At 68.3% G+C, this 24940-nt stretch carries 24 protein-coding genes; 9 read left to right on the top strand and 15 right to left on the bottom strand.

The window, feature by feature from the left end; all coding sequences use genetic code 11:
- Positions 1 to 110: 110 nt before the first annotated feature.
- A complete protein-coding gene (locus ACZ50J_RS21200; protein ID WP_464299139.1) occupies positions 111 to 626 on the top strand; it encodes a hypothetical protein in 516 nt (171 codons plus the stop codon).
- Here the strand turns inward: ACZ50J_RS21200 and ACZ50J_RS21195 are convergent.
- The 3 genes from ACZ50J_RS21195 to ACZ50J_RS21185 form a co-directional block, all read right to left on the bottom strand.
- On the bottom strand, positions 590 to 2023 hold the full coding sequence (locus tag ACZ50J_RS21195) for a sensor histidine kinase (protein ID WP_464299138.1): 1434 nt from the start codon (positions 2021 to 2023) through the stop codon (positions 590 to 592). The genes ACZ50J_RS21200 and ACZ50J_RS21195 overlap by 37 nt on opposite strands.
- Positions 2020 to 2715 (bottom strand): response regulator transcription factor, encoded by a 696-nt coding sequence (locus ACZ50J_RS21190; protein ID WP_464299137.1) that lies wholly within the window; start codon positions 2713 to 2715, stop codon positions 2020 to 2022. The genes ACZ50J_RS21195 and ACZ50J_RS21190 overlap by 4 nt, the downstream gene beginning before the upstream one ends.
- Before the next feature lie 188 nt (positions 2716 to 2903).
- Positions 2904 to 4220, bottom strand: a complete 1317-nt coding sequence (locus tag ACZ50J_RS21185) for an HNH endonuclease signature motif containing protein (protein ID WP_464299136.1) — start codon at positions 4218 to 4220, stop codon at positions 2904 to 2906.
- A gap of 182 nt (positions 4221 to 4402) precedes the next feature.
- Between ACZ50J_RS21185 and ACZ50J_RS21180 the strand changes: the two genes are divergently transcribed.
- Complete coding sequence (locus tag ACZ50J_RS21180) at positions 4403 to 4846, top strand: NUDIX hydrolase (RefSeq protein WP_464299135.1); 444 nt, start codon at positions 4403 to 4405, stop codon at positions 4844 to 4846.
- A gap of 170 nt (positions 4847 to 5016) precedes the next feature.
- The gene (locus ACZ50J_RS21175) at positions 5017 to 6165 is read left to right on the top strand and encodes a lactonase family protein (protein ID WP_464299134.1); all 1149 of its coding nucleotides are present in this window, start codon (positions 5017 to 5019) and stop codon (positions 6163 to 6165) included.
- A gap of 32 nt (positions 6166 to 6197) precedes the next feature.
- Here the strand turns inward: ACZ50J_RS21175 and ACZ50J_RS21170 are convergent, their stop codons facing one another.
- Positions 6198 to 8039 carry an AMP-dependent synthetase/ligase gene (locus tag ACZ50J_RS21170; RefSeq protein ID WP_464299133.1) on the bottom strand — a complete coding sequence of 614 codons (1842 nt, stop codon included), beginning with the start codon at positions 8037 to 8039 and terminating at the stop codon, positions 6198 to 6200.
- 77 nt (positions 8040 to 8116) lie between these two features.
- Positions 8117 to 8836 carry a nucleotidyltransferase domain-containing protein gene (locus ACZ50J_RS21165; RefSeq protein WP_464299132.1) on the bottom strand — a complete coding sequence of 240 codons (720 nt, stop codon included), beginning with the start codon at positions 8834 to 8836 and terminating at the stop codon, positions 8117 to 8119.
- Between the two features lie 87 nt (positions 8837 to 8923).
- Here ACZ50J_RS21165 and ACZ50J_RS21160 point away from each other — a divergent pair, with 87 nt between their 5' ends.
- On the top strand, positions 8924 to 9769 hold the full coding sequence (locus ACZ50J_RS21160; RefSeq protein ID WP_464299131.1) for a PhzF family phenazine biosynthesis protein: 846 nt from the start codon (positions 8924 to 8926) through the stop codon (positions 9767 to 9769).
- Between the two features lie 67 nt (positions 9770 to 9836).
- On the opposite strand, the gene ACZ50J_RS21155 is transcribed toward ACZ50J_RS21160, so the two are convergent.
- From ACZ50J_RS21155 to ACZ50J_RS21125, 7 genes are all read right to left on the bottom strand, one after another.
- Complete coding sequence (locus tag ACZ50J_RS21155; RefSeq protein WP_464299130.1) at positions 9837 to 11237, bottom strand: glycoside hydrolase family 3 N-terminal domain-containing protein; 1401 nt, start codon at positions 11235 to 11237, stop codon at positions 9837 to 9839.
- Positions 11238 to 11323: 86 nt separating this feature from the next.
- A complete protein-coding gene (locus tag ACZ50J_RS21150; protein WP_464299129.1) occupies positions 11324 to 12517 on the bottom strand; it encodes an MFS transporter in 1194 nt (397 codons plus the stop codon).
- A 77-nt stretch (positions 12518 to 12594) separates the two neighbouring features.
- The gene (locus ACZ50J_RS21145) at positions 12595 to 14268 is read right to left on the bottom strand and encodes a long-chain fatty acid--CoA ligase (protein ID WP_464299128.1); all 1674 of its coding nucleotides are present in this window, start codon (positions 14266 to 14268) and stop codon (positions 12595 to 12597) included.
- 55 nt (positions 14269 to 14323) lie between these two features.
- Positions 14324 to 14998, bottom strand: a complete 675-nt coding sequence (locus ACZ50J_RS21140; protein WP_464299127.1) for a hypothetical protein — start codon at positions 14996 to 14998, stop codon at positions 14324 to 14326.
- A 13-nt stretch (positions 14999 to 15011) separates the two neighbouring features.
- Entirely contained in the window at positions 15012 to 15692 is a 681-nt protein-coding gene (locus tag ACZ50J_RS21135; RefSeq protein WP_464299126.1) for a class F sortase, read from the bottom strand.
- Positions 15693 to 15770: 78 nt separating this feature from the next.
- The gene (locus ACZ50J_RS21130; RefSeq protein ID WP_464299125.1) at positions 15771 to 16544 is read right to left on the bottom strand and encodes a hypothetical protein; all 774 of its coding nucleotides are present in this window, start codon (positions 16542 to 16544) and stop codon (positions 15771 to 15773) included.
- 141 nt (positions 16545 to 16685) lie between these two features.
- Positions 16686 to 17096: a hypothetical protein gene (locus ACZ50J_RS21125; RefSeq protein WP_464299124.1), complete on the bottom strand. Its 411-nt coding sequence runs from the start codon at positions 17094 to 17096 to the stop codon at positions 16686 to 16688.
- A 154-nt stretch (positions 17097 to 17250) separates the two neighbouring features.
- Between ACZ50J_RS21125 and ACZ50J_RS21120 the strand changes: the two genes are divergently transcribed.
- Positions 17251 to 18237: a GNAT family N-acetyltransferase gene (locus ACZ50J_RS21120; RefSeq protein ID WP_464299123.1), complete on the top strand. Its 987-nt coding sequence runs from the start codon at positions 17251 to 17253 to the stop codon at positions 18235 to 18237.
- Between the two features lie 14 nt (positions 18238 to 18251).
- On the opposite strand, the gene ACZ50J_RS21115 is transcribed toward ACZ50J_RS21120, so the two are convergent.
- Entirely contained in the window at positions 18252 to 18908 is a 657-nt protein-coding gene (locus ACZ50J_RS21115) for a class I SAM-dependent methyltransferase (RefSeq protein WP_464299122.1), read from the bottom strand.
- Between the two features lie 82 nt (positions 18909 to 18990).
- On the bottom strand, positions 18991 to 19464 hold the full coding sequence (locus tag ACZ50J_RS21110; RefSeq protein ID WP_464299121.1) for an aminoacyl-tRNA deacylase: 474 nt from the start codon (positions 19462 to 19464) through the stop codon (positions 18991 to 18993).
- Between the two features lie 283 nt (positions 19465 to 19747).
- On the opposite strand from ACZ50J_RS21110, the gene ACZ50J_RS21105 reads away from it, so the two are divergent.
- Positions 19748 to 21100, top strand: coding sequence for a lipase family protein (locus ACZ50J_RS21105; RefSeq protein ID WP_464299120.1), 1353 nt, complete (start codon positions 19748 to 19750; stop codon positions 21098 to 21100).
- Between the two features lie 20 nt (positions 21101 to 21120).
- Here ACZ50J_RS21105 and ACZ50J_RS21100 read toward each other — a convergent pair whose 3' ends face one another.
- Complete coding sequence (locus ACZ50J_RS21100; protein WP_464299119.1) at positions 21121 to 21867, bottom strand: glucosamine-6-phosphate deaminase; 747 nt, start codon at positions 21865 to 21867, stop codon at positions 21121 to 21123.
- 59 nt (positions 21868 to 21926) lie between these two features.
- Here ACZ50J_RS21100 and ACZ50J_RS21095 point away from each other — a divergent pair, with 59 nt between their 5' ends.
- The 3 genes from ACZ50J_RS21095 (at position 21927) to ACZ50J_RS21085 (ending at position 24770) form a co-directional block, all read left to right on the top strand.
- Positions 21927 to 22850 carry a MurR/RpiR family transcriptional regulator gene (locus ACZ50J_RS21095; protein WP_464299118.1) on the top strand — a complete coding sequence of 308 codons (924 nt, stop codon included), beginning with the start codon at positions 21927 to 21929 and terminating at the stop codon, positions 22848 to 22850.
- Positions 22851 to 22962: 112 nt separating this feature from the next.
- Positions 22963 to 24117 (top strand): sensor histidine kinase, encoded by a 1155-nt coding sequence (locus ACZ50J_RS21090; RefSeq protein WP_464299117.1) that lies wholly within the window; start codon positions 22963 to 22965, stop codon positions 24115 to 24117.
- A complete protein-coding gene (locus tag ACZ50J_RS21085; protein ID WP_464299116.1) occupies positions 24114 to 24770 on the top strand; it encodes a response regulator transcription factor in 657 nt (218 codons plus the stop codon). The genes ACZ50J_RS21090 and ACZ50J_RS21085 overlap by 4 nt, the downstream gene beginning before the upstream one ends.
- Positions 24771 to 24940: the final 170 nt, after the last annotated feature.

The following is a 24940-nucleotide window of genomic DNA, read 5'->3' as shown; positions in this document are numbered from 1 at the left end:
CAAAACTCTGACACGAACCTCGCAACGGGCAAACGCGCCCGGTTCAGGGTGGGAAGTGTCATCGGGGCCGAGCCCTCGAGTCGTCACGATCCGAGAAGGAGAAACGACCCATGAAGAAGCGTTCGATCATCACAGCAGGCGTGGCATCGGCGACGGTGCTGCTCGGAGCGGGCACCGCGGCATACGCGACCGGGAGCCTGGCGCAGGACAGTGGCGCACCGAGTACGACGCACGGCACGACCGCGAAGCAGGAGCGTCACCAGCGACCGCTGGCCCGTGCCGCGCACGCGACCTGGGTGACTCGTGGCGGCAAGAAGGTCGACCACAAATTCATCACCCACGACAAGATCCGCGGGACGGTGACCTCCGCGTCGTCGTCCTCGATCACGGTGAAGGCGGCGGACGGATTCACCCAGACCTACCGGATCGACGCGAAGTCGACGAAGGTCCACGACCGCGCGGACAAGACCAAGGGTGCGAATTCGTCGATCTCGAAGGTGCGCCCCGGCCTGATGGCAACGGTCGTCGGGACGGGGCCCGCCGACAAGCCCACGGCCGGCTCGGTGCACTTCTGGGTGCCGAAGAAGTCTCAGCCGGACACGTCCTCGGACTCGTCGGCCGGCTGATCTCCGGGTCCACCGGACAGTGGCAGCCGGATCGTGAAGCGGGCCCCGCCCTCGGGCGCGTGGCCCGCTTCTATCCGGCCACCGAGCGCGGTGACGATGCCGTGCACGATCGCGAGGCCGAGGCCGTTGCCCACCGGGCGGTCATTGCGATAGCGGTCGTGCAGGACGCCGCGCTGGAAGGCGACCGGGAGGTCCGCGTCGGTCAGGCCGGGGCCGCTGTCACGGACCTCGAGAATGACGACGCCACGCTCCGTGCGCAGGTCGAGAACGACCAGCGCATCCGGGGGAGCGGCACGGACGGCGTTGTCCAGTAGGCCCTCCAGGGCCTGACGCAACCGCGCTGCGTCGGTGCGGACCGGGGCGACCGGCATTGCCGTCAGTCGTAGCGACAGTCCCTCCGACGCGGCGCGGTCGCGCCATACGGCGGCGATGTCGGTCACCAGCGCTGTGAGATCAGTGGCGTCGAACCGCGTCCTCAGTTCGCCGGCATCGAGCCGGCCGAGATCGAGCAGGTCGTCCACCATCCGGTGCAGCCGCAGTGACTCGGCGAGGACGGTCGCGCCGACGGTCGGTACCTCGTGGGCCGGGATCACGCCATCGGCCAGCGACTCCGCGTATCCGCGAATGGTGGTCAGTGGCGTACGCAGATCGTGAGAGACCGAAAGCACGAAATCCCTTTGTCTGGCTTCGGATCGGGCCAGTGAATCGGCGAGGGAGTTGATCCCGTCCGCGATCTCGGCGACCTCGGCGGGTCCGCCGGCCGTCACCGTGACGGCGCGCTCACCGTGGGCGAGTGCATGTGCCGCAGCCGCCGTCCGCCGCAGCGGGCGCACGATGCGCCAGGCGAAGATCAGGGCGATCACGGCAGCGATCACGAAGGCGATCGCGAAGGCGATCAGGGTTCGCCAAATCACAGTAGTCACCGTCCCGACGGCGTCGTTCTGACGTTGGAGGAGCACGACGCCACCCGCACGAGTGGGTCTGCCCTGCACGAGGACGGTGGTGCCATCGACGTCACGAGTGGCGGCAACCTTGTGGCCGTCGAGCAGGCGCCGTATGTCGGCGGGTTGTACGGCGGCCGCGAGTCTGCCACTCGTCGAACTGGTGGCGCCCGCCCTGGACACCGAAACCGATTGCACTCGTAGGGCTTTCAGGGTTTGGACCGCCCGGCGCTCGCCGGTTCTCGGATTCACCGCCAGGTCCGCGCTTGCGGCTGCGGAGTCGGCCAGTCGGGACAAGGTGTGCCGTGCCCGGTCCTGCTCGTTCGCGCGCACCAGGCTTGCGGTGAGGACTCCCGCGACGGCGGCGGTGACGAGGCCGATGGCAGCGGCGAGTAGGAGGATCCGTCCGTAGAGAGATCCGCCGGACTTGGTGCGAGGGCGAGGATGGGACGTCATTGCGGGTCCTTCTCGATCGAGTAGCCGACGCCGCGCACGGTGCGGAGTAGTCGAGCATCGCCCAACTTCGCGCGTAGCTGGGCGATGTAGACGTCGACGGTTCGGCTGGTGACGCCCTCGCCATACCCCCAGACGTGGTCCAGCAGCTGGGAGCGACTGAAGACCTGTGCCGGATGGCGCATCAGAAAGGCAAGGAGGTCGAATTCCGTTGCGGTCAGCTCTAATTCGTGGTCGCCGACGTATGAGCGCCGGGATTTCTCGTCGAGCCGCACGTTGCCCGCGGAGAGCATCGTGGTCGTCGGCTCACCCTGTCGAGTGCGGCGTAGGACGCCGCCGATGCGGGCTACGAGCTCTCGGGGGGAGAAGGGTTTGGTCAGATAGTCGTCCGCCCCGAGCTCGATCCCGACGATCCGGTCGACCTCGTCGTCGCGGGCGCTGAGGAAGAGCACGGGCACCCAGTTGTCCTCGCCTCTGAGCCTGCGGCATACCTCGATGCCGTCGCGTCCCGGCAGCCCTATGTCGAGCACGACCGCCACCGGCCGTAGCTCACGGATCGCGGATTCTGCTGCGATGCCATCGGATTCGTGATGAACGGCATACCCGGCACGCTCGAGGTGGCGTCGGATGATGTCGGCGATCGGCGCCTCGTCCTCGGCGACCACGACCAGGCCACGTTCCGGCTGACTCGTCATACAACCGACGATAGGCCGCGGACCTTTGCGCGAGCACCATCGTGCGCAGGAGGCGAACCATGCAGGCGTCGAGGCGTTGGCACTCGACGGTGCACCGGCGTGGCTACGCCGCCTCGGCGGAGGCGGACACGTTCGGGCCGCCTGCTTCTCCTGCGACTGCTGAGCGCCGCGTCCGCCCAGGGTTGCGTTCAGGCTGCGACGCTCTGGTGGCCTGGCATGCGGCCGGGTGTCAGGTCCCAGTGCACGCCGTCGGGACGGACCAGCGCGGTGTAGCCGTTGCGGTGGACGATCTGGTGATGCCGTCCGCAGAGCAGTGCGGAGTTGATGAGGGATGTTGGTCCGCCTGCCCACCAGGGGTTGATGTGGTGGACTTCGCAGAAGCCGGGTGGTCGGTCGCAGCCGGGGAAGGAACAGCCTTGGTCGCGCAGGATTGCTCCGGCTCGGATTGCTTTGGTGGCTAGGCGTTCTCGCCTGCCGACGTCGAGGGGTTGGCTGGGTCCGCCGAGGACGACGGGGATGAGATCGGCCGAGCAGGCGAGGCGGCGGGCGGCTCCTGCGTCGATGACGTCACCGTCGGTGGTGGTGGCGCCGTGACCGTCCAGCAGTTCCTGCAAACCCATCGTCAACAGCACGGTGGCTGCGCCGGCTTGGACTCCGTCACCGGCAGCGACGCGTGCGCCGGCGCCGATGAGGTCCATGAGGGCGTCGACGCGGCGTTTGCCGGGGGAGCGTTCGTCGCGCACCGGTTCAGAGGCCGAATCGTCGACACCCTCACCGGGTTCCGCGGGTCGTGGTGCGGACTTCGCGGTGATGGCTGCTTTGAGGATGGCCGCGTTGCCCGGTGCCAGTTCTGCGACGAGTCGGGTCATCCCGGTCGGTGTCATGGACCAGTTCAGGGATTCGGTCTGTTCGAGTTTGTCGTCATCGTGGGCGAGCCGGTCCGGGTTGAATCGGTCGATGATCCGCCGGGTCAGCTGGGTCAGCCCGGCCGCACCGAGCGCCGGGTCGACTTGCAGGAACCAGCCGAGCACTTCGTCGCGCTCAGCGGTGGGTATGACGGGTGCGACCTTGTCCGCCTGGGTCAACGCGGTGCGGGCAGATTCGACCGAGCACGTTCCATCGCTCAACGCGGCCGCGATGACCGCGTTCTTCCGCTCTCGGCAGGCATCGGCCACGGCCGCCATGACTCGCAGTGTCTTCGGCTCGACCGGCACTTCCACGGCTACGTGATTCAGCAACCACTGGCCGGTGGTCGCAGCATCGGACCGGTCGACGGCGCCTCGATCAACCGCATCCGCGGTCACGACTGTCGTCACTTGGGCTGTCCGCCCGTGCAGCCGCAGTAACACCGAGACCAGTTCGCTTTCCTGGTCGTCACCCAGCTGATGGATCGCACCAGGGACTTCATCGAGCAACGCCACAAAGGTCTGCGCGGCGGCCAACAATTCCATTCCACGCCCGGGCTCGGCGGGGATGTCGTACATCGCAGGCTGGGTGATGCTCATGACGTGAATCCCCTTCCCCTGCTTGCTTTTTCACCTATTCACAATCTACCGGAAGGCACTGACAACGACTAGCAATTCCTCGAACATATTTCGATAAGTTCGGATACTGATCGCCCGTCGCATCCGACGTGCGATCGATCTGGAATCGCGTGGGTGGGCCGGCGTCGACATACCGTCGTTGCATGGGGAACAGATACGTCGGCGTGCTCGCGCTGTATGGCGAGAGCGTCGCCCTGGTTCGCGAGTCCTATCCCACGTGGGGCGGCAGTTACTGGAACGTGCCGAGCGGCGCGGTTGAGGTGGACGAGTCACCCGAGCACGGCGCTGTCCGTGAGCTGCGTGAGGAGACCGGCATTCACGCAGCAATCGAGGATCTCGAGCTGGTGTCGACGGTGATCACCAACTCTGCTCGCGGCAGCACCCTTGCGTGGAATTACGTTGTCCGTGTCGCTGATTCGAGTCTGCAGTCAGACGATCCGGACGAGCTCATCGAAGAAGTTCGGTGGTTCCCGGTGCCGGCCGCCATTGCGGCGCTCGCCCGGTTGCCCTACGAGCCGTTACGGGCGCCCGCCATCGCTTACCTGCATGGTGACCGGCGTGTGACGACATGGTCGTTCAGCGTCTGATCCCAGTGCCCACGTCCCCTTCAGGAAACGAACGGTTCTGTAAGAACGATCCTGCGACGACGGGCGGAGGACGACGCTCGACAGGTCGCCGGGATCACGCGGTCGTGTGAGACGCCTGCGGTTCCGCGACGTGAGTGGAGCATCCGCTCACCAACGACAAAGGAACTGCCATGAAGTCCTTCCCCAAGGTTCTTGCCATCGCCGGATCGGTAGCAACCGCAGCAGTATTCGCAGCACCCGCGAATGCCACGACACCCTCGACCGCACACCGCTCAGGGTTCACCCACGGCGTCGTGTTCGTGCAGAACGACGACCCGGCGGGCAACACCGTCATCACCTACGACCGCATGGCATCGGGTGGCCTGCGCCAGGCCGGCTCCTATCCGACCGGCGGCCGCGGCGGCGTGCTGTCGGGCTCAGTGGTCGATCACCTGGCCAGCCAGGGGTCCCTCGGGTACGACCGCTCGTCCCGTTCGCTGTATGCCGTCAACGCGGGCAGCAACACCCTCACGGCATACGGCGTCTCGGGTGATCGGCTGGTACGCCGGCAGGTCGTCCCGACCGGTGGAGACTTCCCGGTCAGCGTCGCCACACACGGGAATCTCGTCTTCGTACTGAACGCTCGCGACGGCGGGTCGGTCTCCGGATACCTGCGAGTCGGCAGCCACCTGTTGCCGATCCCCGCCTGGCACCGCGCGCTGCACCTGAACACCTCCGCACCGGGCCAATCTGATGAATTCACTTCAACGCCAGGGCAGATCGGCTTCACGCCGGACGGCCGCAACCTGATCGTGTCGACCAAGAACGGCGGCAACACTCTCAAGACGTTCCCCGTCGGCCTGTTCGGACCGTCCCTTCGTCCGGTCACGACGAACCTGCCCGGCGCCGTCCCGTTCGGCTTCGCCTTCGACCGCAGCGGCCACCTCGTGCTGAGCGAAGCGGGGACGAACAGCGTTGCCACCTTTGCGGTTTCGCGCCGCGGCACCATCTCGCCGATCGACTCGGCGGCCACCGGTCAGGCGGCAACCTGCTGGATCGCCACTGCGGGTGACGCCGTCTTCGCCTCGAATGCCGGCAGCGGCAACCTGTCCCGCTACACGACCGCACGCTCGGGTGGGCTCACCGGCCGGGGCCTGACGGCGACCGACGCCGGCACCGTCGACGCGACAACCTCGTCGGACGGCCAGTACCTCTACGTCCAGACGGGTGCGACCGGCACGGTCGACGCCTTCCGGATCCAGCCACACGGGTCGCTGATCAGGACCGGGTCCGTGGTGGTCCCGAACGCGGTCGGCGCCGAAGGGATCGTCGCACTCTGAGCCGACGCCACGGCCCTGGCGGTCCGTCGCGGTCAGGCCCGCTTCTCGCCATACATCTCGCGAATGGTGTCGGCCGCACGATCGGTGATGACGTTGCGCTTCATCTTCAGCGTCGGGGTCAGGTCGCCGGACTCGACGGTCCACTCGGTCGGGAGCAGGCGCCATTCGCGCACGGACTCCGCGCGCGACACCAGCTTGTTGGTGGTGGCGACCTGCTCCCCGATCGCGGCCAGCACGTCGGGGTGGATCAGCAGGTCCTCACCGTTGAAGATGCCGTGGTTGCGCGCCCAGAAGGCCGCACCCTCCGCGTCGAGCGTCAGTAGTGCCGCGACGAACGGGCGGTTGTCGCCCACGACGAGTGCCTGTCCGATCAGCGGGTGCTGGGTCAGGCTGTCCTCGAGTACGCCGGGGGCGATGTTCTTGCCGCCGGAGGTGACGATGAGGTCCTTGGACCGGCCGATGATCCGCAGGTGCCCGCCCTCGAAGCTGCCGAGGTCACCGGTGCGGCACCAGCCGTCGGTCGTCAGCGCCAGCCGGGTCGCCTCCGGGTCACCGCGGTAGCCGGACATCGCCTGCGGCGCCTCGATCAGCACCTCGCCGTCCGGGCCGAGCGTCATCCGCACACCGGGCATCGGCGGACCGACGGTGCCGATCTGTGCCCCGCCCGGTGGATTGACGTTGGTGATCCCGACCTCGGTGAGCCCGTAGCCCTCGAGGATCTCGAAGCCGACACCTTCGAAGAACCGGCTGAGGTGCGGGCTCAGCGCACTGCCGCCCGAGATGATCGTCTGGCACCTGCCGCCGAACGCGTCGCGCAGCTTGCGGTAGACGAGCCGGTCGTACATCGCGTACTTCATCCGCAGTCCCGGACCCGGCTCGGGTGTCTCGGCGAACGCGACCGCCGTCTCCTCGGCAGCCGCGAAGATGCGGGCCGCCCGCGGGCCCTTCGCCTGGGCCTTCGCGGCCGCGGCCGCGTAGACCTTCTCGAAGACCCGTGGCACCGACCCGACATACGTCGGCCGGTGCGTGACGAAGGCCTCCGCCACATGCTGCATGTCGGGCTCGTGCACCAGCACGTAGCGGCCGAGCAGGTTCGCCGCCTCGATCGCCCGACCGAAGACGTGCGCCAGCGGCAGCATCAGCACGGTGAGCGGTCGTTCGCTGCGCTCGACCGCGGGCCGCAGTGTCGTCAGCGCCGCGTCGGTGCCACAGAGGAACGCCGCGTGGCTGATCTCGCAACCCTTCGGCTGGCCCGTCGTGCCGGAGGTGTACATGATGCCGTGCAGGTCCGACTCGCTGACCGCGGCGGCACGCGCGTCCAGCGTGACGTCGCCGACCCACGTCGCGGCCTGCTCGATGTGATCCAGCGCCCCGTCGTCGACGATCAGCACCTCGGGTCGTATGTCGTCCGCGAGCGCGTCGACACCGGAGGCGGCGCGCAGCTCGACGGTCTCGACGACGAAGAGTCGTGCCTCGGAGTCGGTGAGGATCCACTGGACCTGCAGCGCGGACGACGTGTCGTAGATGGGTGCGACGGCAACCCCGACATAGGCGCTCGCCCACGACAGCAGCGTCCACTCGTAGCGGGTGCGGCACATGATCGCCAGACATTCACCAGGCCGTAGGCCGAGTCCGATCAGACCGCGCGCGAGCAGGCGGACCCGCTCCCGGAAGCCCCTCGCGGTGACTTCGGTCCAGCGCTCCGCCGGAGCAGAGGTGTCGCCGTCGGGCGGCAGCAGCAGCACCACGGCGTCCGGTACCTCGGCCATCCAGTCCACGGCCCGCGGTCCGGTGCGAGGGAAGGTGCGCGCCTCAGGCCCGCCGTCCAGCTCGGTGACGGTGGCGGGTTTGAACATCTTGTGCCGCTCGATCATCGGCGCGGCGCCTCTGGTCCTTCGACGGTCATGAGGGACAACGTTAGGCGGTCACGCGCCGGTACGACGCACTTTGGTCACTGCGACTGTGCGGTCAGCTCCGAGATGCAGGCGTTCACGAACGCCCGGGCGCCGTCGGTCGCCGGACCCTGATCGATCCCGGCCACCTGGGCAGCACGCGCCTGCTCGACCAGACCGCGGGCGCCATGCGTGTCGGTCCACCACGTTGCACCGCCGAGCTTGGAGAGGAGCTGTCCGGTCTGCGCATATGCGACCGCCCGGCACGCATTGAGCACGGCATACCGCTGGTCGCCGTGCTCGAGTCCCCACCGCATTTCGTCCCGCAGGTACATGAGCAGCTGATTGCGTTCGATCCGCCCGATGACGTCGGCCGGTTCCGGCCCGCTGAGTCCGATTCCGGCTGCACGGGTCACTGCGTAGTGCGCGATCAGGTCGGGGTCACCGGTGCCGTCGTCCACGACAATTCGTTCCTCGGCGGTGTTGACGTGCAGCAGGAACGGCCACGGTCGTCGAGGCTGTACGGCGGCCGCGCTCGCGACGACCGACAGTTCGAGCGGCCTCGGGGACGTGACCTCGGCGAGCAGGGATCGAGCCAGGTCGTCCACGCCGGCCGCGGACTCGCTGATGACCAGCACATCGAGATCGGAGCGGTCCGTCATACCGCCGAGTGCGGCCGAACCATGCACGTACACCCCGATCAGCCCGGGCAACCACTGCCGGCACGCAGCGGCAACGGCGCTTCCCTGCACCCGCCAGTCAAGGGTTTCGTCGGTCATGCGATCAACCTAGGCGACCCGCGAATGGGCCACTCGATCCGAATTGGCCGTGGCCGGCCGGGTTCCCGGACACGGAGAATGAGCACCATGCGTTCGACCGAACTGTTGCGCTACACCGCCTTCACCACTTCGGCCAGCGGCGGCAACCGCGCCGGTGTCGTCCTGGATGCGAGTGCGCTCACTCCCGAGGAGATGCAGGCGATCGCGGCCGAGGTCGGTTACAGCGAGTCGGCGTTCGTCACGGGTGTGATCCGACCGGACGAACCGATCTCCATCCGGTACTTCGCCCCGGAGGGTGAGGTCGCGTTCTGCGGACACGCGACGATCGCCACAGCCGCGGCATTCGCCGAGTTCGTGGCGCCCGGCGACTACGAGTTGTCGACCCGGGTGGGCGCTGTGCGGATCACCGCGGATCGGTCGGAGTCCGGTCCGCGTGGCAGCCTGGACAGTCCGGCGACCGGCGCCCTGCCCTTGCCACCGGAGCAACTCGGCGCGCTGCTCGAGGCGCTGCGCTGGTCGCCCGAGGTGCTCCATCCGGCATACCGGCCGGCGATCGGGACAGCCGGCAACCACCACCCGGTGCTGGTCGTTCGCGACGTCGCCTGTCTGGCGTCTTTCGACTACGACTTCCCGGAGTTGCAGCGACTGTGCCGTCTGCGGGAGTGGATCACCACGCAACTGATCGCGCCCGAAGCTCCGGGAGTATGGCGGGCGCGGGACCCCTTCCCGTACGGCGGTGTCGCCGAGGATCCGGCCACCGGATCCGCGGCAGCGGCCTTCACGGGATACCTGCGCTTGATCGGCGAACTCGCCGAGGGCGAGAGTTTGACCATCAACCAGGGCGTCGAGATGGGACGCCCGAGCACGCTCGATGTGCTGGCCCTGGCGGATCGCGCCAGGGTGAGCGGCAACGCCGTGCGCCTCCCCGGCTGAGACGTCCGGAGCGCACGGTAATGACCTCGAGCCTGGGCGCGCCCTCGGGCGGCCGGCCAGGGTCACGTCAGGAGCAGTAGAGCAACCCGTGCTGGGACTTCAGGGTCAGCACTCGGTGCACCGACGCGCTGACCTGCGCGGCGAACGTCGAGCTCGACTTCATCTTCGCCAGGACCGCGGCCTCCATCGTCGGTATGTCGTGCGGGGCGCCGGTCAGCACGATGTCACCGCCGGCGGCAATAAACCGCACCGCTCGGTCGCCGACCGAAACATGTTGCACCGCAACGGCACTCAGTGAGTCGCTGACCACGACGCCCTTCCAGCCGAGCGATCCGCGCAGCAGCGTGGTGATGGTCTTGGACGAGAACACCGCCTGGTTGGCGGAGTCGATCTTCGGGTATGACGCGAGCCCGACCATCACCATTCCCGCGCCGGCCTTGATCCCCGACCGGAAGGGCGACAGGTAGGGATCGGTCGTCGTCATCGTGCTGTCCGTGATGCCGGTGCTCGAGGTGTCGGTGTTGTTCTTGATCCGGCCGAGCCCGGGAAAGTGCTTCACGGTGGCGATCTCACCGCGGGACTTCAGCCCGGTGACTACGTTGGTCACCCCGCGGGCCACCGTCGTCGGGGTGTAGCCGTACTCGCGGTAGTAGTGGCCGATCGGTCCGTTGCCGGTGCCGAGCGACTGCGGGACGGTGTCGGTGACGGGCGCGAGATTCACGTTCACCCCGACGTCCCGCATCTGCTGCCCGATCGTCGCCGCCGTGCTCTGCTGCTGGGACGACGACCAGCCGCCCTGGGTCAGCGCCGTCGGGATCTTGCTGAAACCGGTCCCGGTGAGCTGTTGGACGTAGCCGCCCTCCTGATCGGCGGCGATCATCATCGGGATGTTGCCGGTGTATGCCGTCGACGTCAGTCCCTGTGTCCCATCAGTGGTCCGGCCGATGGTGCCGTCGCCGCTCCAGCCGCCGAGCAGGACGATGTTGCCGACGTGGTCGTACTTCATCAGCACATGGACGTAGGTCTGATCGTTCTGCTGCATCCCGGCCATGAAGAGCTGACCGACCCGCTGCGCCTGCGACAGCTCGCCATACTTCTTGGTGACGCAGGCCGAACCCGTCGGGCCGAAGCTCTCCAGCGCCTTCCAGTTCAGGTGGTCGACGACACCCGTCGCGTCCAGGTGCCGAGCGCTCTGGAACCGCTTGACCGCGCTCGTCGTCGCGGCCCCGAAGATCCCGTCGGCGCCGGAGGAGCCCACCGAGTAGCCGTGCTTGATCAGCAACTGCTGGGCTCGTTGCACGCAGGCGCCCCGAGAGCCCTGGTAGATGACCGGATGCGTGGTGCACGTCGCTGCGGCCGCCTTCGTCCCCGCCGCGTGCGATGGTTGCGCGATCGCCAGCGACATACCTCCCGTGGCCATGGCGACTGCGGCGCCGATCGCCAGTGGACGTCCCCCGAATGCCTTCATGATGTGACTCCCTCGATGAGTGCTCCACTCGGTAGGACGTCACAGCGGCCGAACAGGTTGTCGGTCTGGTCCCGCGGTTTCCCGGGTCAGGTCGCGGCTCGCCGGAGTCGGGTGGCGTAGAGCGCGAGGGACACCGCGACGAGCCCGGCGCCGACCCAGCCCAGACCCGGCACGGCCATCACGTCGAGCAACTGGGATCCGAGCAGTGCACCGCCGGCGATGCCGACATTGGTGGTCGCGTTGGTCAGCGCGGTCGCCGCACCCGTGGCATCGCCCGCCGCGCGCAGCATGACCATCTGCGTCAGGGTGGGGAAGGCCCCGAACGCCATACCCCATACGACCACGACGGTGACGATGCCGAAGGTTGACGCGATCGACGCGGCGGCCGCGAGGCACACGCCCATGAGCACGATGTCCGCCGCGAGGGCGGCCGAAGACCACCGGTTGACGACCGCGGCGCCGATCGCCAGGCCGGCCAATCCGCCACAGCCGTAACCGAACAGGACCGCGCCGACGCTGGAGTGACTGATGCCGTCGTGCAGCAGCAGGGGAGTGACATAGGTGTAGAGCGTGAAGTGTCCCAGGGCGAGCAGGATCACCACGGCGGCCACGAGTATGACGGCCGGCCGACGGATGCCCGCCCACACCGACCCGCCCGGTGTCGCCCGCGGGGGCGGCTGCGCCGGCAGGACCCGGAAGACCGCGACCGCCAGGGCGGCCAGCACAGCTGCCAGCACCAAGAAGGCCCACCGCCAGCCCAACGCGCCGCCGAGCAGCGTTCCCACCGGCACGCCGAACACCAGCGCCAGCGCATTGCCGATCATCACGAAGGCCAGCGCCCGCCCCGTGTGCGCGGCATCGACCAGTGCGACCGCCGCCGCGATCGCGACGGAGAAGAACCCCGCATGCGCCAGCCCACCGATCGCCCGCGCGACGATCGCGACCGGGTAGCTCGGCGCCAGGCCGAAGATCAGGTTGCTCACGGCATACACGGCCAGCAGCACGGCGACCACGATCCGACGCGGCCAGCGCTCGGCGACCCCGGCGATCGGGACCGAGGCGAGCGCGACAAGGACGGCGTACAGGGACACCAACAGGCCGGTCCGAGCATCCGAAACCCCAAGCCCCGCACCGATATCCGGCAAGAGACCAACCGGCAGCATCTCGGTGCAGATGGCGAAGAAGACGCCGACCGCGAGCAGGATCAGCGACCCCAGGTGCGTCGGGCGGGAGGTGCGGGCGCGTTCCCGGACCGACCGAGTTCCCCGCGTGGACACCATTGTTCGCAGTGTATGCCGCAAGGAGTCACCCGGGGACGAACCGGTGTGGTCCGCACTCCGGCGGACGATCCGGTGCCTCAGCCGTCGGTGGGTCGCTCGATCGACAGGTCGCCGGCGGCATACCGCTCACGCAGCCGCTTCTTGTCGAACTTTCCGACGCTGGTCTTCGGGACCTCGTCGATGATCGCCCACCGTTCGGGCAGCTGCCAGTGAGCGACCTTGTCCGCCAAGTGTTTTCGCAGATCGGCCGGCGTCGTCGTCGAGCCCTCCGCGAGGACGACCGTCGCCAGCGGGCGTTCGCCCCATTTCTCGTCGGGGATGTTCACGACACTCGCTTCGACCACATCGGGGTGGGACATGATCTGGTTCTCCAGCTCGACCGAGCTGATCCACTCGCCGCCGGACTTGATGACGTCCTTCGACCGATCGGTGAGCTTCAGGAACCGGTCGGCGGTGAGCGCACCGACGTCGCCGGTGCGGAACCACCCGTCGTCGGTGAACCGGGAGGCGCGATCGTCGATGTCCGCCTGCGCGTCCCCCTCGTTGCTGAGATAGGACGCCGCGATCCACGGCCCCCGGATCTCCAGCTCACCGACGCTGACCCCGTCGGAGGGTTGCACCGTGCCGTCCGGGCCGATGATGCGCCCCTCGAAGGACGCCAGCAGGCGACCCTGCGACGAGCGGGACCGCCAGTAGTCGTCGGAGCCCTCTTCCAGCTCCGGCGGAGGTATGGCGACCGAGCCCATCGGCGAGGTCTCCGTCATACCCCACGCGTGAATGATCTCGATCCCGAGTTCGTCCTGATAGCGGCGCATCATCGACTCCGGTGCGGCGGAGCCGCCGACGATCAGCCGCTTGACGGTCGAGGCGTCGGCGTCCTCGTGCTCGGTGAAATAGCGCAGCAGGTCGGCCCAGATCGTGGGCACGCCCGCGCCACCGCTGATCCCCAGTTGCTGGATCATCGCGGCCAGGGGCTCGGCCTGCAGGTAGCGCCCGGGCATCACCAGGCTGGAGCCGGAAAGCATTGCGATATAAGGAAATCCCCAGGCATTCGCATGGAAGAGCGGCACCACCACCAGCAGCTTGTCGGCGGCCGACCAGTGGAACGTGCCGGCCCCGGCCAGCGCGTGGATGTAGTTGGAGCGGTGCGAGTAGGCAACCCCCTTGGGGTTGCCGGTCGTCCCGGAGGTGTAGCACAGCGAGGAGGCGTCGTTCTCGTCCATGTCCGTCACCCAGTCGTATGACGTGGGCTGGTCGGCAAGCAGGGTCGCCCAATCGTGGACCTGCACATGCTGAGCGAGGTTGTCCCGCAACGCATCCGGCACGGTCCCGTTGACGATGACGTGCTTGACCGCGGGCAGGTGCGGCAGCAGTTTGCTGAACGGCTCGGCGAGGGTGTCGTCGACGATGACGACCTCGCTGCCGCCGTGGTTGGTGACATAGACGAGTTGCTCGGGGAAGAGCCGGATGTTGAGCGCGTGCAGCACCGATCCCATCGACGGGACGGCGAGATAGGCGGCCAGGTGCTCGGCGTTGTTCCACATGAACGTGCCGACCCGCTTGTCACCCGAGATCCCCAAGCCCCGCAACGCATGCGCGAGCTGCGCGCACATCTCGCCCAGCTCCGCGTAGGTCGTGGTGCGTGGCCCGTCGTCGGTCCACGAGATCACCTCGCTTCGCGGGTAGGCCGTGGTGCCGAACCGCAGCAGCGTGGAGATGAGCAGCGGGGTCTCCTGCATGGTGCTCTTCATGGGTGCACTCTGGCACTCGGGGACTCGCGCGGGAAGGGGTCCGGGCCGATGTCGTTCATTCGCTCCAGCAGGCGATGACGTCGGATGCGAGCGCGTAGGAGAAGCCACTGCGGCTCTGGCCGTGCGGTCCGAGGCGACCGGTCAGGTGGCTGGCGTCCACGACCAGGGTGAAGTTGTCCTTGACGAATCCGGTGATGCCCGTGGAGTTCTCGAAGGCAGGTAGGCCGAACGACTCCAGGCCGGTGATGGTCCGGGTGTCGGCGTATGACGCCCGAGCGGTCGTCAGATACCGCTTGGCGGCAGCGTCGCTGGACGACTCCTGCACGGTCAGCACCAGGTGTCCGGCGGCGAGGTCGTAGCCGCAGGTGTAGCGGTGGTTCGCCCAGGTGGCCTTGCCCCGGGGCGGCGTGGGCAGGGCGAGCAGTTTGGCGATGTTCTCCCGGACTTCTGTGGAACAGACCATGGCGGCCGGTGCCGGAGCGCTCGCGAGGTTCGCAGCCTCCTCCGCGGGTGCCTGCTTGGTCGCCGTCTTCGTTCCCTGGTCGGTGGGGGCCGCGGACGACGCCGATGTGGAGGTGGATGCCGAAGTCGATGCCGGTGCAGATGTCGTGCGGGGCGCGGATTGCATTGTGCTACCGGCGGATTCCGCATTCCCGGATCCGCCGCAACCGGCCAGCAACAGACCCGTCACCGACAGTGCGACGAGACCGGTCGTGAGACGTGCAGTCATGAGATGTCCTCCGTCATACCGAATGGCTCGAGACGAGGTGCGCGTAGACGACGATGTTGTCCGTGTAGTGGTGCACCGAGGTGTCGTACGGGCCGCCGCAGGTGATCAGTCGGAGCCCCGCGTGGTCGATGTTCCCGTAGACCTGCAGGGTCGGGAAGTCGGCCTTCTTGAAGCGTTCGACGCTGTCGACCTCGAAGACGGCCACCTTGTGATCGGCCAGCGTGACCGAGGCCCGGTCGCCGGCACGCAGCTTGCCGAGGTTGAAGAAGATGGACGGTCCGCTGTCGGAGTCCACGTGGCCGACGATGACCGAGGGACCGGCCTCGCCGGGAGTGGGCGAGCCGGTGTACCAGCCGGCCGGAGTGCCCGCGCGCGACGGTGGGATGGAAATGGCGCCCGCCCGATCCTGGCCGTAGCGCACGAGTTTCGCATTCTTGATGCCGATGCTCGGCACGTCGAGCGCGACCGGTTTCGACCGCGACAGGACCGGGCCGACGATGTGGGGCGTCGTCGACCGCGGTGCCGACCCGGGCGAACTGTTCGACGGTGCAGCGCTTTTGCCGGACGGCTCGGGCACTGCGTTCTGCTCGGCGGCCGGGTGTGCCGCCGATGCGGGTGGCTGCGGCGCGTGCCGCTGGGCACGCACCGCGACGACGAGCACGATCGCGGCAGCGATGACGAGCACCGCAGCCACCGCGGAGAGGATCCCACGCGTGTGGCCACCATGATGGCTGCGGTGTTCGGACGACATCACTGATGAATCAGGTTGCGATCAGTGCTTCTTGGCGAACTTGCGGCGACCGACCAGGGCGCCACCAGCGCCGAGGGCGATTGCACCGGCCGCGTAGAAGAGGCCGGCATTCTGCACCCCGGCGGTTCCGCCGCCACCGGTCTGGACGCCACCGGTCGGCATACCCGACATCTGCGAGTTGACGACCTTGCCGCACAGGGCGGGTGAGGTCGCGGCCAGCGGCAGGGACGGCACCAGGTCGCTCTTCTCACCCTGGGCCTTCTTGGACAGCTTCGACGGGTCGAGCCCGTGCACGACGATCACCGCGGTGCCGTTCTTCAGGTCGGCGATGGTCTTCGAATCCAGTGTGATGGTGCGCTGATACGTGTAGCTCGAGCCACCGGGAGCGATCTTGACGTTGGTGCCCGACGCCGGACTGGTGTCGCCCGTCTTGGACAACGTCGTCACGATGCCGCCGTAGTGCGGTGCACCTTCGGTGGTGCTGATGACCCCGTCACCGTTCTTGTCGGCGGACATGTCCGGGCACATGCCCATCGCGCCACCGTGGATGTGCTGCACGTGCGGGTACGGGCCGCCCATGAAGGTGGCCGCCAACCCGCTGGTCTTCTCGGTGATGACCGCCTGGTTGCCGGTGAGCTTGAGCCAGAACGTGCCAGAGGCACCGGAACCGTTGATGGAGTTCAGGGTCGCCTGGTAGGTCGTCGAACTGTCCGCGGCATGTGCGGCGGGAGCCGCAGCCAGGCCGAGACACACCGCCGCGGCAGCGGGGGCAAGGAGTAGAGCCTGCTTCTTCATGAGACTTCCTCTGTTCCTTCGGAGAGAGGTCGGCGCACACGTGAACTCCGACCGTTTCGCCGTGCCGCTGTGAGCACGGTCACCCCCGTGGTTCGTGGCCGTTGCCGGATCGGATGGGACGGATCGGCAGGAATTTTCGCGCTACGACCACGCCAACCGCTGGGCATGCCGACCGCGGATCGCCATACAGGATCCGGCGACGACGACGAATTCGCTGAGGAAAGAGACAATTCCGAGCGGCTCGAACCAGTTGCCGACGTCGTCCGCGAGCATCGGGAAGGCGACCAGGCGGGTGGCGGCATACCCGATGATCGCCAGGCCGCAGGTGAGTGTGGACAGTGCGTAGACCCGCTCACCGTCGTGCACGGTCAGGGTCGCCGCGAGCACCAGGCAGGCGGCCGTCAGCACGATGAACAACGCTCCCATGTATGGCGCTTCGTCCAGGTGCGGCGCGATCACCGGGACGTGCGCGGCCGCGGCGACCAGCGCCGCCGCGACGACGAGGGGCCGGAAACGAGAACTCACGGCGGGGCCAAGAACGCGATTCAGCATGACGACTCCTTCGCATCGGCGAGCAACGGCTGCTCGCCCTACGAGTCGTTCGTCGCCGGCGCCCTTTCGGATCGGGCTCCCTTGCCGGCGGTGACCCTGGTGACAGGCGAAAATCGCGGTGCGCGACCGCCACGGTCAGGGCCAGGATGCCCGTATGACGCACGACGGCCCTGCGACGCCCGATCTCGCCGGTCTCGGCCTGGACCCCGAAGCCTTCCCGGGCTGGGAGGTGCGTGCGCTGCGCTTCGCCGATGCCGGCGCGGTCGCAACGGCGATGGCTGCCTCCGAGCTGCACGACACCGGCGACGTCGGCGTCGAGGAGGCGGACATCGTGGGCGACTGGCAACGGCCGTCGTTCGACGTCGAGCGCAGCACGATCGGTGTCTTCACGCCCGAGGGTGAGCTCGCGGCATACGCGGAGTATCCCGGTCGTGACCGATACGACGCGACGGTCCAACCTGCTTACCGGACAAGGGGTTTGGGCACCGCGCTGGCCCGATGGATCGTCCGCCGGGCGCGCGACGCCGGGGTCGCGGCCGTCGGTATGCCGGTCCCGCAGGGTTCGGACGGCGAGCGGCTGTTGCGCGGGCTCGGCTTCGTTGAACGCTGGACGTCCTGGGTCCTGCAGCTGCCGCCGACAACGAGTCTGGGCGCGCCGCAGTTGCCGGAAGGACACCGGATCCGCAACGCCATGTCGAGGCAGGATCGCATCGCGGCATACGACGTCATCGAGGACGCCTTCCTGGAATGGTCCGTGCGCGACAAGGCGACGTTCGCGGACTTCGCCGCGCAAACGTACGAGCGACCGGGTTTCGAGGACTGGCACATGCGGATCCTGTGCCGGGACATCCCGCGTGGCGAGGAGGTCGTGGGTGCGGTGTTCTCGGTCGTCGACACCCACCACGGCACGCTGTATGTCGACCGGCTCGCCGTGCGCGCCGACGCCCGACGGCAGGGTCATGCCCGGGCGCTGCTGGCGGATGTGTTCGCCCTCGGCCGGGAGCGGGGAGCGACCGGATCCGAGCTGTCGACCGACTCACGGACCGGGGCGCTCGGGCTCTACACCGGGCTCGGCATGCAGATCACGAACACGTGGGTCAATCTGGCCGCGCAGTTCGGCGAGCGCCGATCTCGCGAGTAGGACTCCGAAGCCACTCAGCTGTGCTGCCCGACGATCACCACGGCCCGCCCGGAGCCGACTGCCGGGGTGAGTCGCAGCTCCGCAGTCGGAATCAGGCCGGCGGCGGTCAGCAGCTCGACGAGTTGCTCGGGTTGCCAGCGATGCGTGGTCCATCGGACGGGCACGTCGCCATACGCCTCGGTGCGTTGGACGTCCTCGTCGCCGACGTGAGTGGCGAGGACCAGCTGGCCGCCGGGCTTCAGCGCCTGCGCGCAGTGCGACAGGACGCCCGGCACAAGATCTCTGGGCAGGTTGAACATCGACCACCACGCGAGGATCCCGCCGTATGACGCAGCCGGCAGGTCGAGCTCGGTCCAGGATCCGACGGAGAAACGGCACTCCGGATGCAATCGGCGGGCGTTGTCGATCATGCGCGGTGACAGGTCGATCCCCGAGACGTCGACTCCGCGTTCCTGCAGGTATGCCGTGACGGTGCCCGGCCCGCAGCCGACGTCCAGCACCGGGCCGAGCGTGGTGACCGCGCCGGCGAAGACGTCCATCGCGGCGCACAGCCACGGCTCCTGACGTATGTCGCCCAGCCCGTCGGTCGTCACCATGCGCGCGTAGTTGTCGGCGACCGCGTCGTACGACGCACGGACGGTCTCGAGGTCGGCGGGATGGCGAACGGTCATGGCGGCTCATTCCTCTCGGGGGCGAGCGACCAGTCAACCGTTGAGCACCGACAGCCCGCTGCCGGGCCGAGCGAAACTGTTGCTAATCCAGCGGATCCGTCACATCGGCGACGCTCGCTTCGAGCGCCGTGATGACGTCGTCGGCGGCGAGCGTGGCGGACACGCCGTGCCCGCCGGCGCCGATCGAGATGGTTCCGGTGACGCGCTCGTCGGCGACGACCGGCCAGGCGCGCAGCGCCCCGAACGGCGTGATGGTCCCGCGCTCGTAGCCCGTGACCTCGAATGCCGTCGCCGCATCGGGCATCGAAAGCCGTGTGACACCAAGCAGATCCCGCAGTTTCGGCCAGGAGATCCGGCGGTCGCCGGGGACCAGGACGAACAGGTAGTCGTCGTCGCCGCGGCGTACGACGATCGTCTTGGCGATCTGTGCCGGCTCGATGCCGCGTAGGGCGGCCGCCTCGGCCAGCGAGCCGACCGGTCCGTGCCGCACGATCCGGTGGGGGATGCCGGAGGTCTCCAAGGCCCGTGCCGCCCGTTCCGCACCGGTGCTCGTCACGTGTGCCTCCTTGCCGTCTCGCCGCCCGTCTGCCTGCCCATCATGCCCGACCGTCCGATCGACGCGCTCGTGGCGCTGTGTCCGGGTACGCGTCAGGGCGACCCTTCGAGACCCTTCGAGACGCCGGCTCGTTCCCCTTCGGGACGCCCGCTCGTCCCTCACGGGCTCCTCAGGGCGAAGCTCACCGGCTCCTCAGGGCACGCTCAACGCTCGTGCCTCGCGAACTCCTCAGGGGACCTCTCGGTAGTTGACAAACGCATAGTTCAGAATGAATGGTCAGGGCATGCATTCCGTGACGAGCCGGCTCCTGGCGATGGTGTCGATGCTGCTGGTGGCCGGCTGCTCCGGCGCCGACTCGACGGCGCCGCGAGGCGGCTCCACTGCGCTGCAGTCCACTGCGACGTCGGCGGCGCATCGGACAGCGTCAACGTCTGCGGGTAAGCCGACCCCAGCCTCGCCCGCGGCATACCGTCCGCAGCAGTTCCACGGTTCGCAGACCGCGTTCTACACCCCACCCGATCCGTTGCCCAAGGTGCCGCACGGCACGCTGCTGCGTTACGAACGTTCGCCGATGAAGGTGTCCGGCGCGACGGTGTGGAAGGTGATGTACGCCAGCACCGCCCTCACCGGCAAGCGGATCGCGGTCACGGGGATGGTCATCGTCCCGAACGGCGCGGCGCCCGCCGGTGGCTGGAAGCTGCTCTCCGTCGCGCATGGCACCACCGGGATCGCCGACGACTGCGCACCGTCACGCACCGATCTGCCGCGGCCGGCCGGCCAGAAGCTGCCCTACACGGTGCAGATCGGGAGCGTCAATTTCGACCGGATGCCGCAGGCGGGCTACCTCAAGTCCGGGTATGTCATGGCGATGACCGACTACGAGGGCCTCGGCACGCCCGGCGTCCACCCCTATCTGGTCGGCCCGAGCGAAGCCCGAGGCGTACTGGACGCGGCGCGCGCCGCGCGCCAGCTGCCGCACACTCCAGTGCGGAAAACCTTTGTGATCTGGGGGTATTCGCAGGGTGGTCATGCGGCCGCCTGGGCAAATGACCTTGCGGCGAGCTGGACGCCGGACCTGCATCTGGTCGGCACCGTCGCGGGTGGCCCGGTCAGTGAGATGAACCTCGTCGCCAACACGCTCGCCACGACCACGATGGAGCCGAGCCTGCTCTTCATGATCGTCGCCGGGTATGCCGCGGCATACCCGCAGCTGCACCCGTCCGACGTGCTGACGCCGACCGGCATACAGGTGATGAAGCGGTTCGAGGCGAGCTGCAACGCGTTCCGGACGGCAGCGCGGGGCAAGCCGTTGTCGACCCTGGTCAAACCTGGCTTCACCAAGAACACGACGTGGCAGACGCTGCTCGGCAGGAGCAATCCCGCGCAGTACGGCGAGAAGGCGCCGAAGTCCCCGCTGCTGATCCTGCACAGCGCGGACGACGAGGTCGTGCCCGTCTTCCTCAGCAAGGTGATGTTCGACCGGATGTGCACGATCGGCTGGACCGTCGACCGGCGGGTTTACCACAACGGCAAGGGGCACGTCGCCGAGGTCATCAACGCGATGGATGACGGACTGCCCTGGCTCAACGCCCGTATGGCGGGCGAGAAGGCCAGGTCAACCTGTCCGAAGAAGTAACGGCACGAACGGAATTCGGCTCAGGCGCCTTGCTTGGCGAGTGAGCGGTCCGAGAGGGCGGATGCCGCAGCCTCGTCGGCGATGACGAGTACGTCGGGGTGACGCTGCAGCCACGACGCGGGGCAATCGAGCGAAGGCGGCTGCTCCATCGCGCAGGCCAGGGCATGGGCCTTGCGCGAACCGGAGGCCAGCAGCACGATGCTGCGCGCCTCGAGGATCGTGCCGATGCCCTGCGTGAGAGCCTCGTGCGGCACCTCGTCGATCGAGTCGAAGAAGCGCGCGTTGTCCTGACGAGTGCGTTCGGCCAAGGTCACCGCGCGGGTGCGCGAATCGGCCGGGGAGCCGGGCTCGTTGAAGCCGATGTGGCCGTTCGAGCCGATGCCGAGGATCTGCAGATCGACGCCGCCCGCCTCGCGCACCTGCTGCTCGAACAGGGCGGCTGCGGCTGCGAGGTCATCGGCCGCCGCGCGCGGGACAGCGACGTGCTCGAGCGGTATGCCGAGCGGCTCGGCGATGTTCTCCCGGACGAAAGACGTGTAACTGCCGGGGTGTTCGGCGGGCAGCCCGACATACTCATCGAGCGCGGCCAGGCGCACGTCGGCCAGTTGCCCGTCCGCGCGACGGGCGAGTTCGCGATAGGTGCTGGCCGGTGTGCCGCCGGTCGCGACACCCAGGACGTGCAGCGCGTCGTTCGCGCGAGCCTGCAGGATCCGATCGGCGGCGACACGGCCCAGAGCCGCGTCGTCGGCCACGACCTCGAGATGCATCGTCAGGGTGCCTTTCGCGTGTGTGTAATAGAATTTCAGTCTATCCGTTCCATCGTGAAGTGCCACTCCATCTCGATCCGGAGGTCCGCGTGCAACACCCGTCGGTGACCCCGAACGGCGATGTGCTGCGGCTGGTGGCTGCCCGCCGCGAGGAATTGTCCCCGACACTGCAGCGAATTGCGGACACCATCGCTCGGGATGCGGAAGAGGTGGTGCACATGTCGACCGCCGAACTCGCCCGTCGGGCCGACACGTCCGATGCCGCCGTCTCGCGTTTCTGCCGGAGCATCGACGTCGCCGGATTCCCCGAGCTGCGCTCGCTCATCGCGGTCGCACTCGCACGCGGGCCGCAGCCTGCAGCAGTCTCGCTCGCCGACGTGCAGCGCAGCAGCGACCTCGGAACGATCGCACGAGCCGTCCGCAACGCGCATGTGGACGCGATCGACCTCACCTTCGCGCAACTGGACATCGCGGTGGCCGCCCGGGTGATCGAGGCGATCAGCGGAGCCCGTCTGGTCATCGGATTCGGCGTCGGCGCTGCCGGAGCCGTGCTCGCGGACCTCGACTTCAAGCTGGGACTGGTCGGTGTGGCGGTCACCACGACAACCGACGTCCACCGTGCGCTGCAGATCACCGCGCGTGCCGCAGCCGGCACCGTGGTGATCATCGTCAGCCACTCCGGGGACACTCAAGAATGCCTCGAAGTCGCGCAGGCCGGCACCGAGGCAGGCGTCACGGTCGTGGCGATCACCGCCGCCGCGAGCTCCGCATTGAGCAGAACGGCAACGCACACCCTGCGACCTGTTGCGCACGAGCCGCGGGCACGTTCCGGTGGCACTGCGTCCCGGATCGCCCAGCTGTATGTCGTGGACCTGCTCTACCTCGGGCTGCTCGCAGCGGCGCCGCACGACGAAGAGGTAGCCGCGGACCGGATGATCCGCGTCGTGCGGCCGCACCGCGTCAGCAGCGGCCCCACCGACTGACGGCATACTCACCGGCTCTGCGACAGCAGCCTCGACATACGTCGTAGAGCGTAGGGCGCAATGTCGTCACGACGCTGACGACACGACGAGGCGGCGACCCGACCATGGAGGTATGACGCTCCCCGCCGGATCCCGCGCTCGCGGATGGGCGATCGACGCAGTCGTGGCGACCACCGTCACGGCCGTGATGATCGCCCTGTCCGGCCACATCCCGGTCGGTTCGCACACCCGTCGCATCGACTGGATGGCGGTGGTGCTGCTGGCCGTCGCCGGGATCTCGATGGGGGTGTGTCGGCGCCGGCCGCGCGCTGCGACCGTTGCGGTGACCTTGGCGCTCTGCGGTTTCATCGCGCGGGGTTACCCGAACAGTCCCATCTGGATCACCGGGTGGGTGGTGCTGGTCGTCCTGGCCTGGCGCACGGACCGGCGAACGGCGATCGTCGGTGTCACCGCAATGATGTCCGCGCTCTCGCTGACCGCGGCCGCCTTCGCGAGCGGCGGCCTGCTCGAGTCCGCCCTCTACATCGGGTGGGGCGTCGCGGCGATCTTCCTCGGCGACGGCGTGCGCAGTCGTGCGCGCTATCTCGCCGAGCGACGGGAGCGTGCGGCCGCCGCCGAGCGGAGTCGCGAGGAAGAGGTGGCTCGTCGGCTCGCGGAGGACCGGCTACGGATCGCCCGGGATCTGCACGACGGCGTGGCGCACGCGATGACGACGATCAACGTGCAGGCGGGCGCGGCCGCGCACGTGGTGGCTCATCGGCCGGAGGTGGCCGCGGAGGCGTTGGCCGTCATACAACGGGTGAGCGGCGAGGTGCTGGCCGAGCTCACCGTCATGCTCAACGTGCTGCGCGACGAGGGCCAGCGTGCAGACCGGGTGCCGACCCCGGGGCTGTGGGACGTGGCGCGGCTCGTCGACGGGACCGCGGCGTCCGGACTCGCGGTCACCCTGAGCGTCGATGCGCCGCCACAGCGGTTGGCGCCATCGATCAGCACGGCGACCTACCGGGTGGTGCAGGAATCGTTGACCAATGTGTTGCGTCATTCGATCGCCCGGCGGGCCGAGGTCCGGATCTGCGCGCAGCCCGGAGCGGCGATCGAGGTGCACGTCCTGGACGCCGGGCCGGCCCGCCTCGACGGTGCGAACGGTTCCGGTGTCGGGATCCGTGGAATGCGCGAACGTGTCACGTCGACCGGCGGCCGGTTCACCGCCGGGCCCACCGAACCCGGTGGTTTCGCGGTGCATGCGAGTTGGCGGCGGACCACATGATCCGGGTGCTGTTGGTCGACGACCAGCCTTTGGTACGAGCAGGATTCGCGATGATGCTCGACGCAGAGGAGGACGTGTGCGTCGTCGGCGAGGCGGACGATGGCGTGCGTGCCGTCGAGCTGGTGGCGGCGCAGGTGCCGGACGTGGTGCTGATGGATATCCGGATGCCGGGCATGGACGGCCTCGAGGCGACGCGGCAGATCGTGGCGTGGCCCCAGCTCGAGCAGGTGAAGGTGTTGATCCTGACGACGTTCGAGCTGGACGAGTACGTCTTCGAGGCGTTGCGTGCCGGGGCGAGCGGATTCCTGGTCAAGCACACCCAACCCGCTGATCTCGTCCGCGCGGTTCGCGAGCTCGCTTCCGGGGAAGCGCTCCTGTCGCCGAGTGTCACCCGGCGGCTCATCGCGGAGTTCGTCGCGCGACTCGAACGTCCGACTCTGGTGCCGCCCGAGCTGCAGGAGCTCACGCAACGGGAGCGTGAGGTCGTCGCACTCGTCGCGCACGGGCTCACGAACGACGAGATCGCCGACGAACTGGTCGTCAGTCCGGCGACTGCCCGCACTCACGTGGGCCGGGCCAAGATGAAGCTGCACGCCCGCGACCGTGCGCAACTCGTCGTGTTCGCCTACCAGTCCGGACTCGTCACCGCGTAGCAGTCCCGCCGCACGGCGTCCGACGTTGCGCCTGCGCCAGTGCGCGTATCCGGAAGATACGTACTGGAGCGGACGACGTGAGACGCGGTGTCGCGAAGGCTGAATCCCATGAGTCTCCAACGCCGTTGGAGCGCGATACATGGGAGTCGGGCATGAGCGGACTGCACGGC

This window comes from Flexivirga sp. G2 (assembly GCF_055397625.1).
The sequence above is the reverse complement of the archived record's forward strand: the minus strand, read 5'-3'. Positions and strand labels throughout refer to the sequence as shown.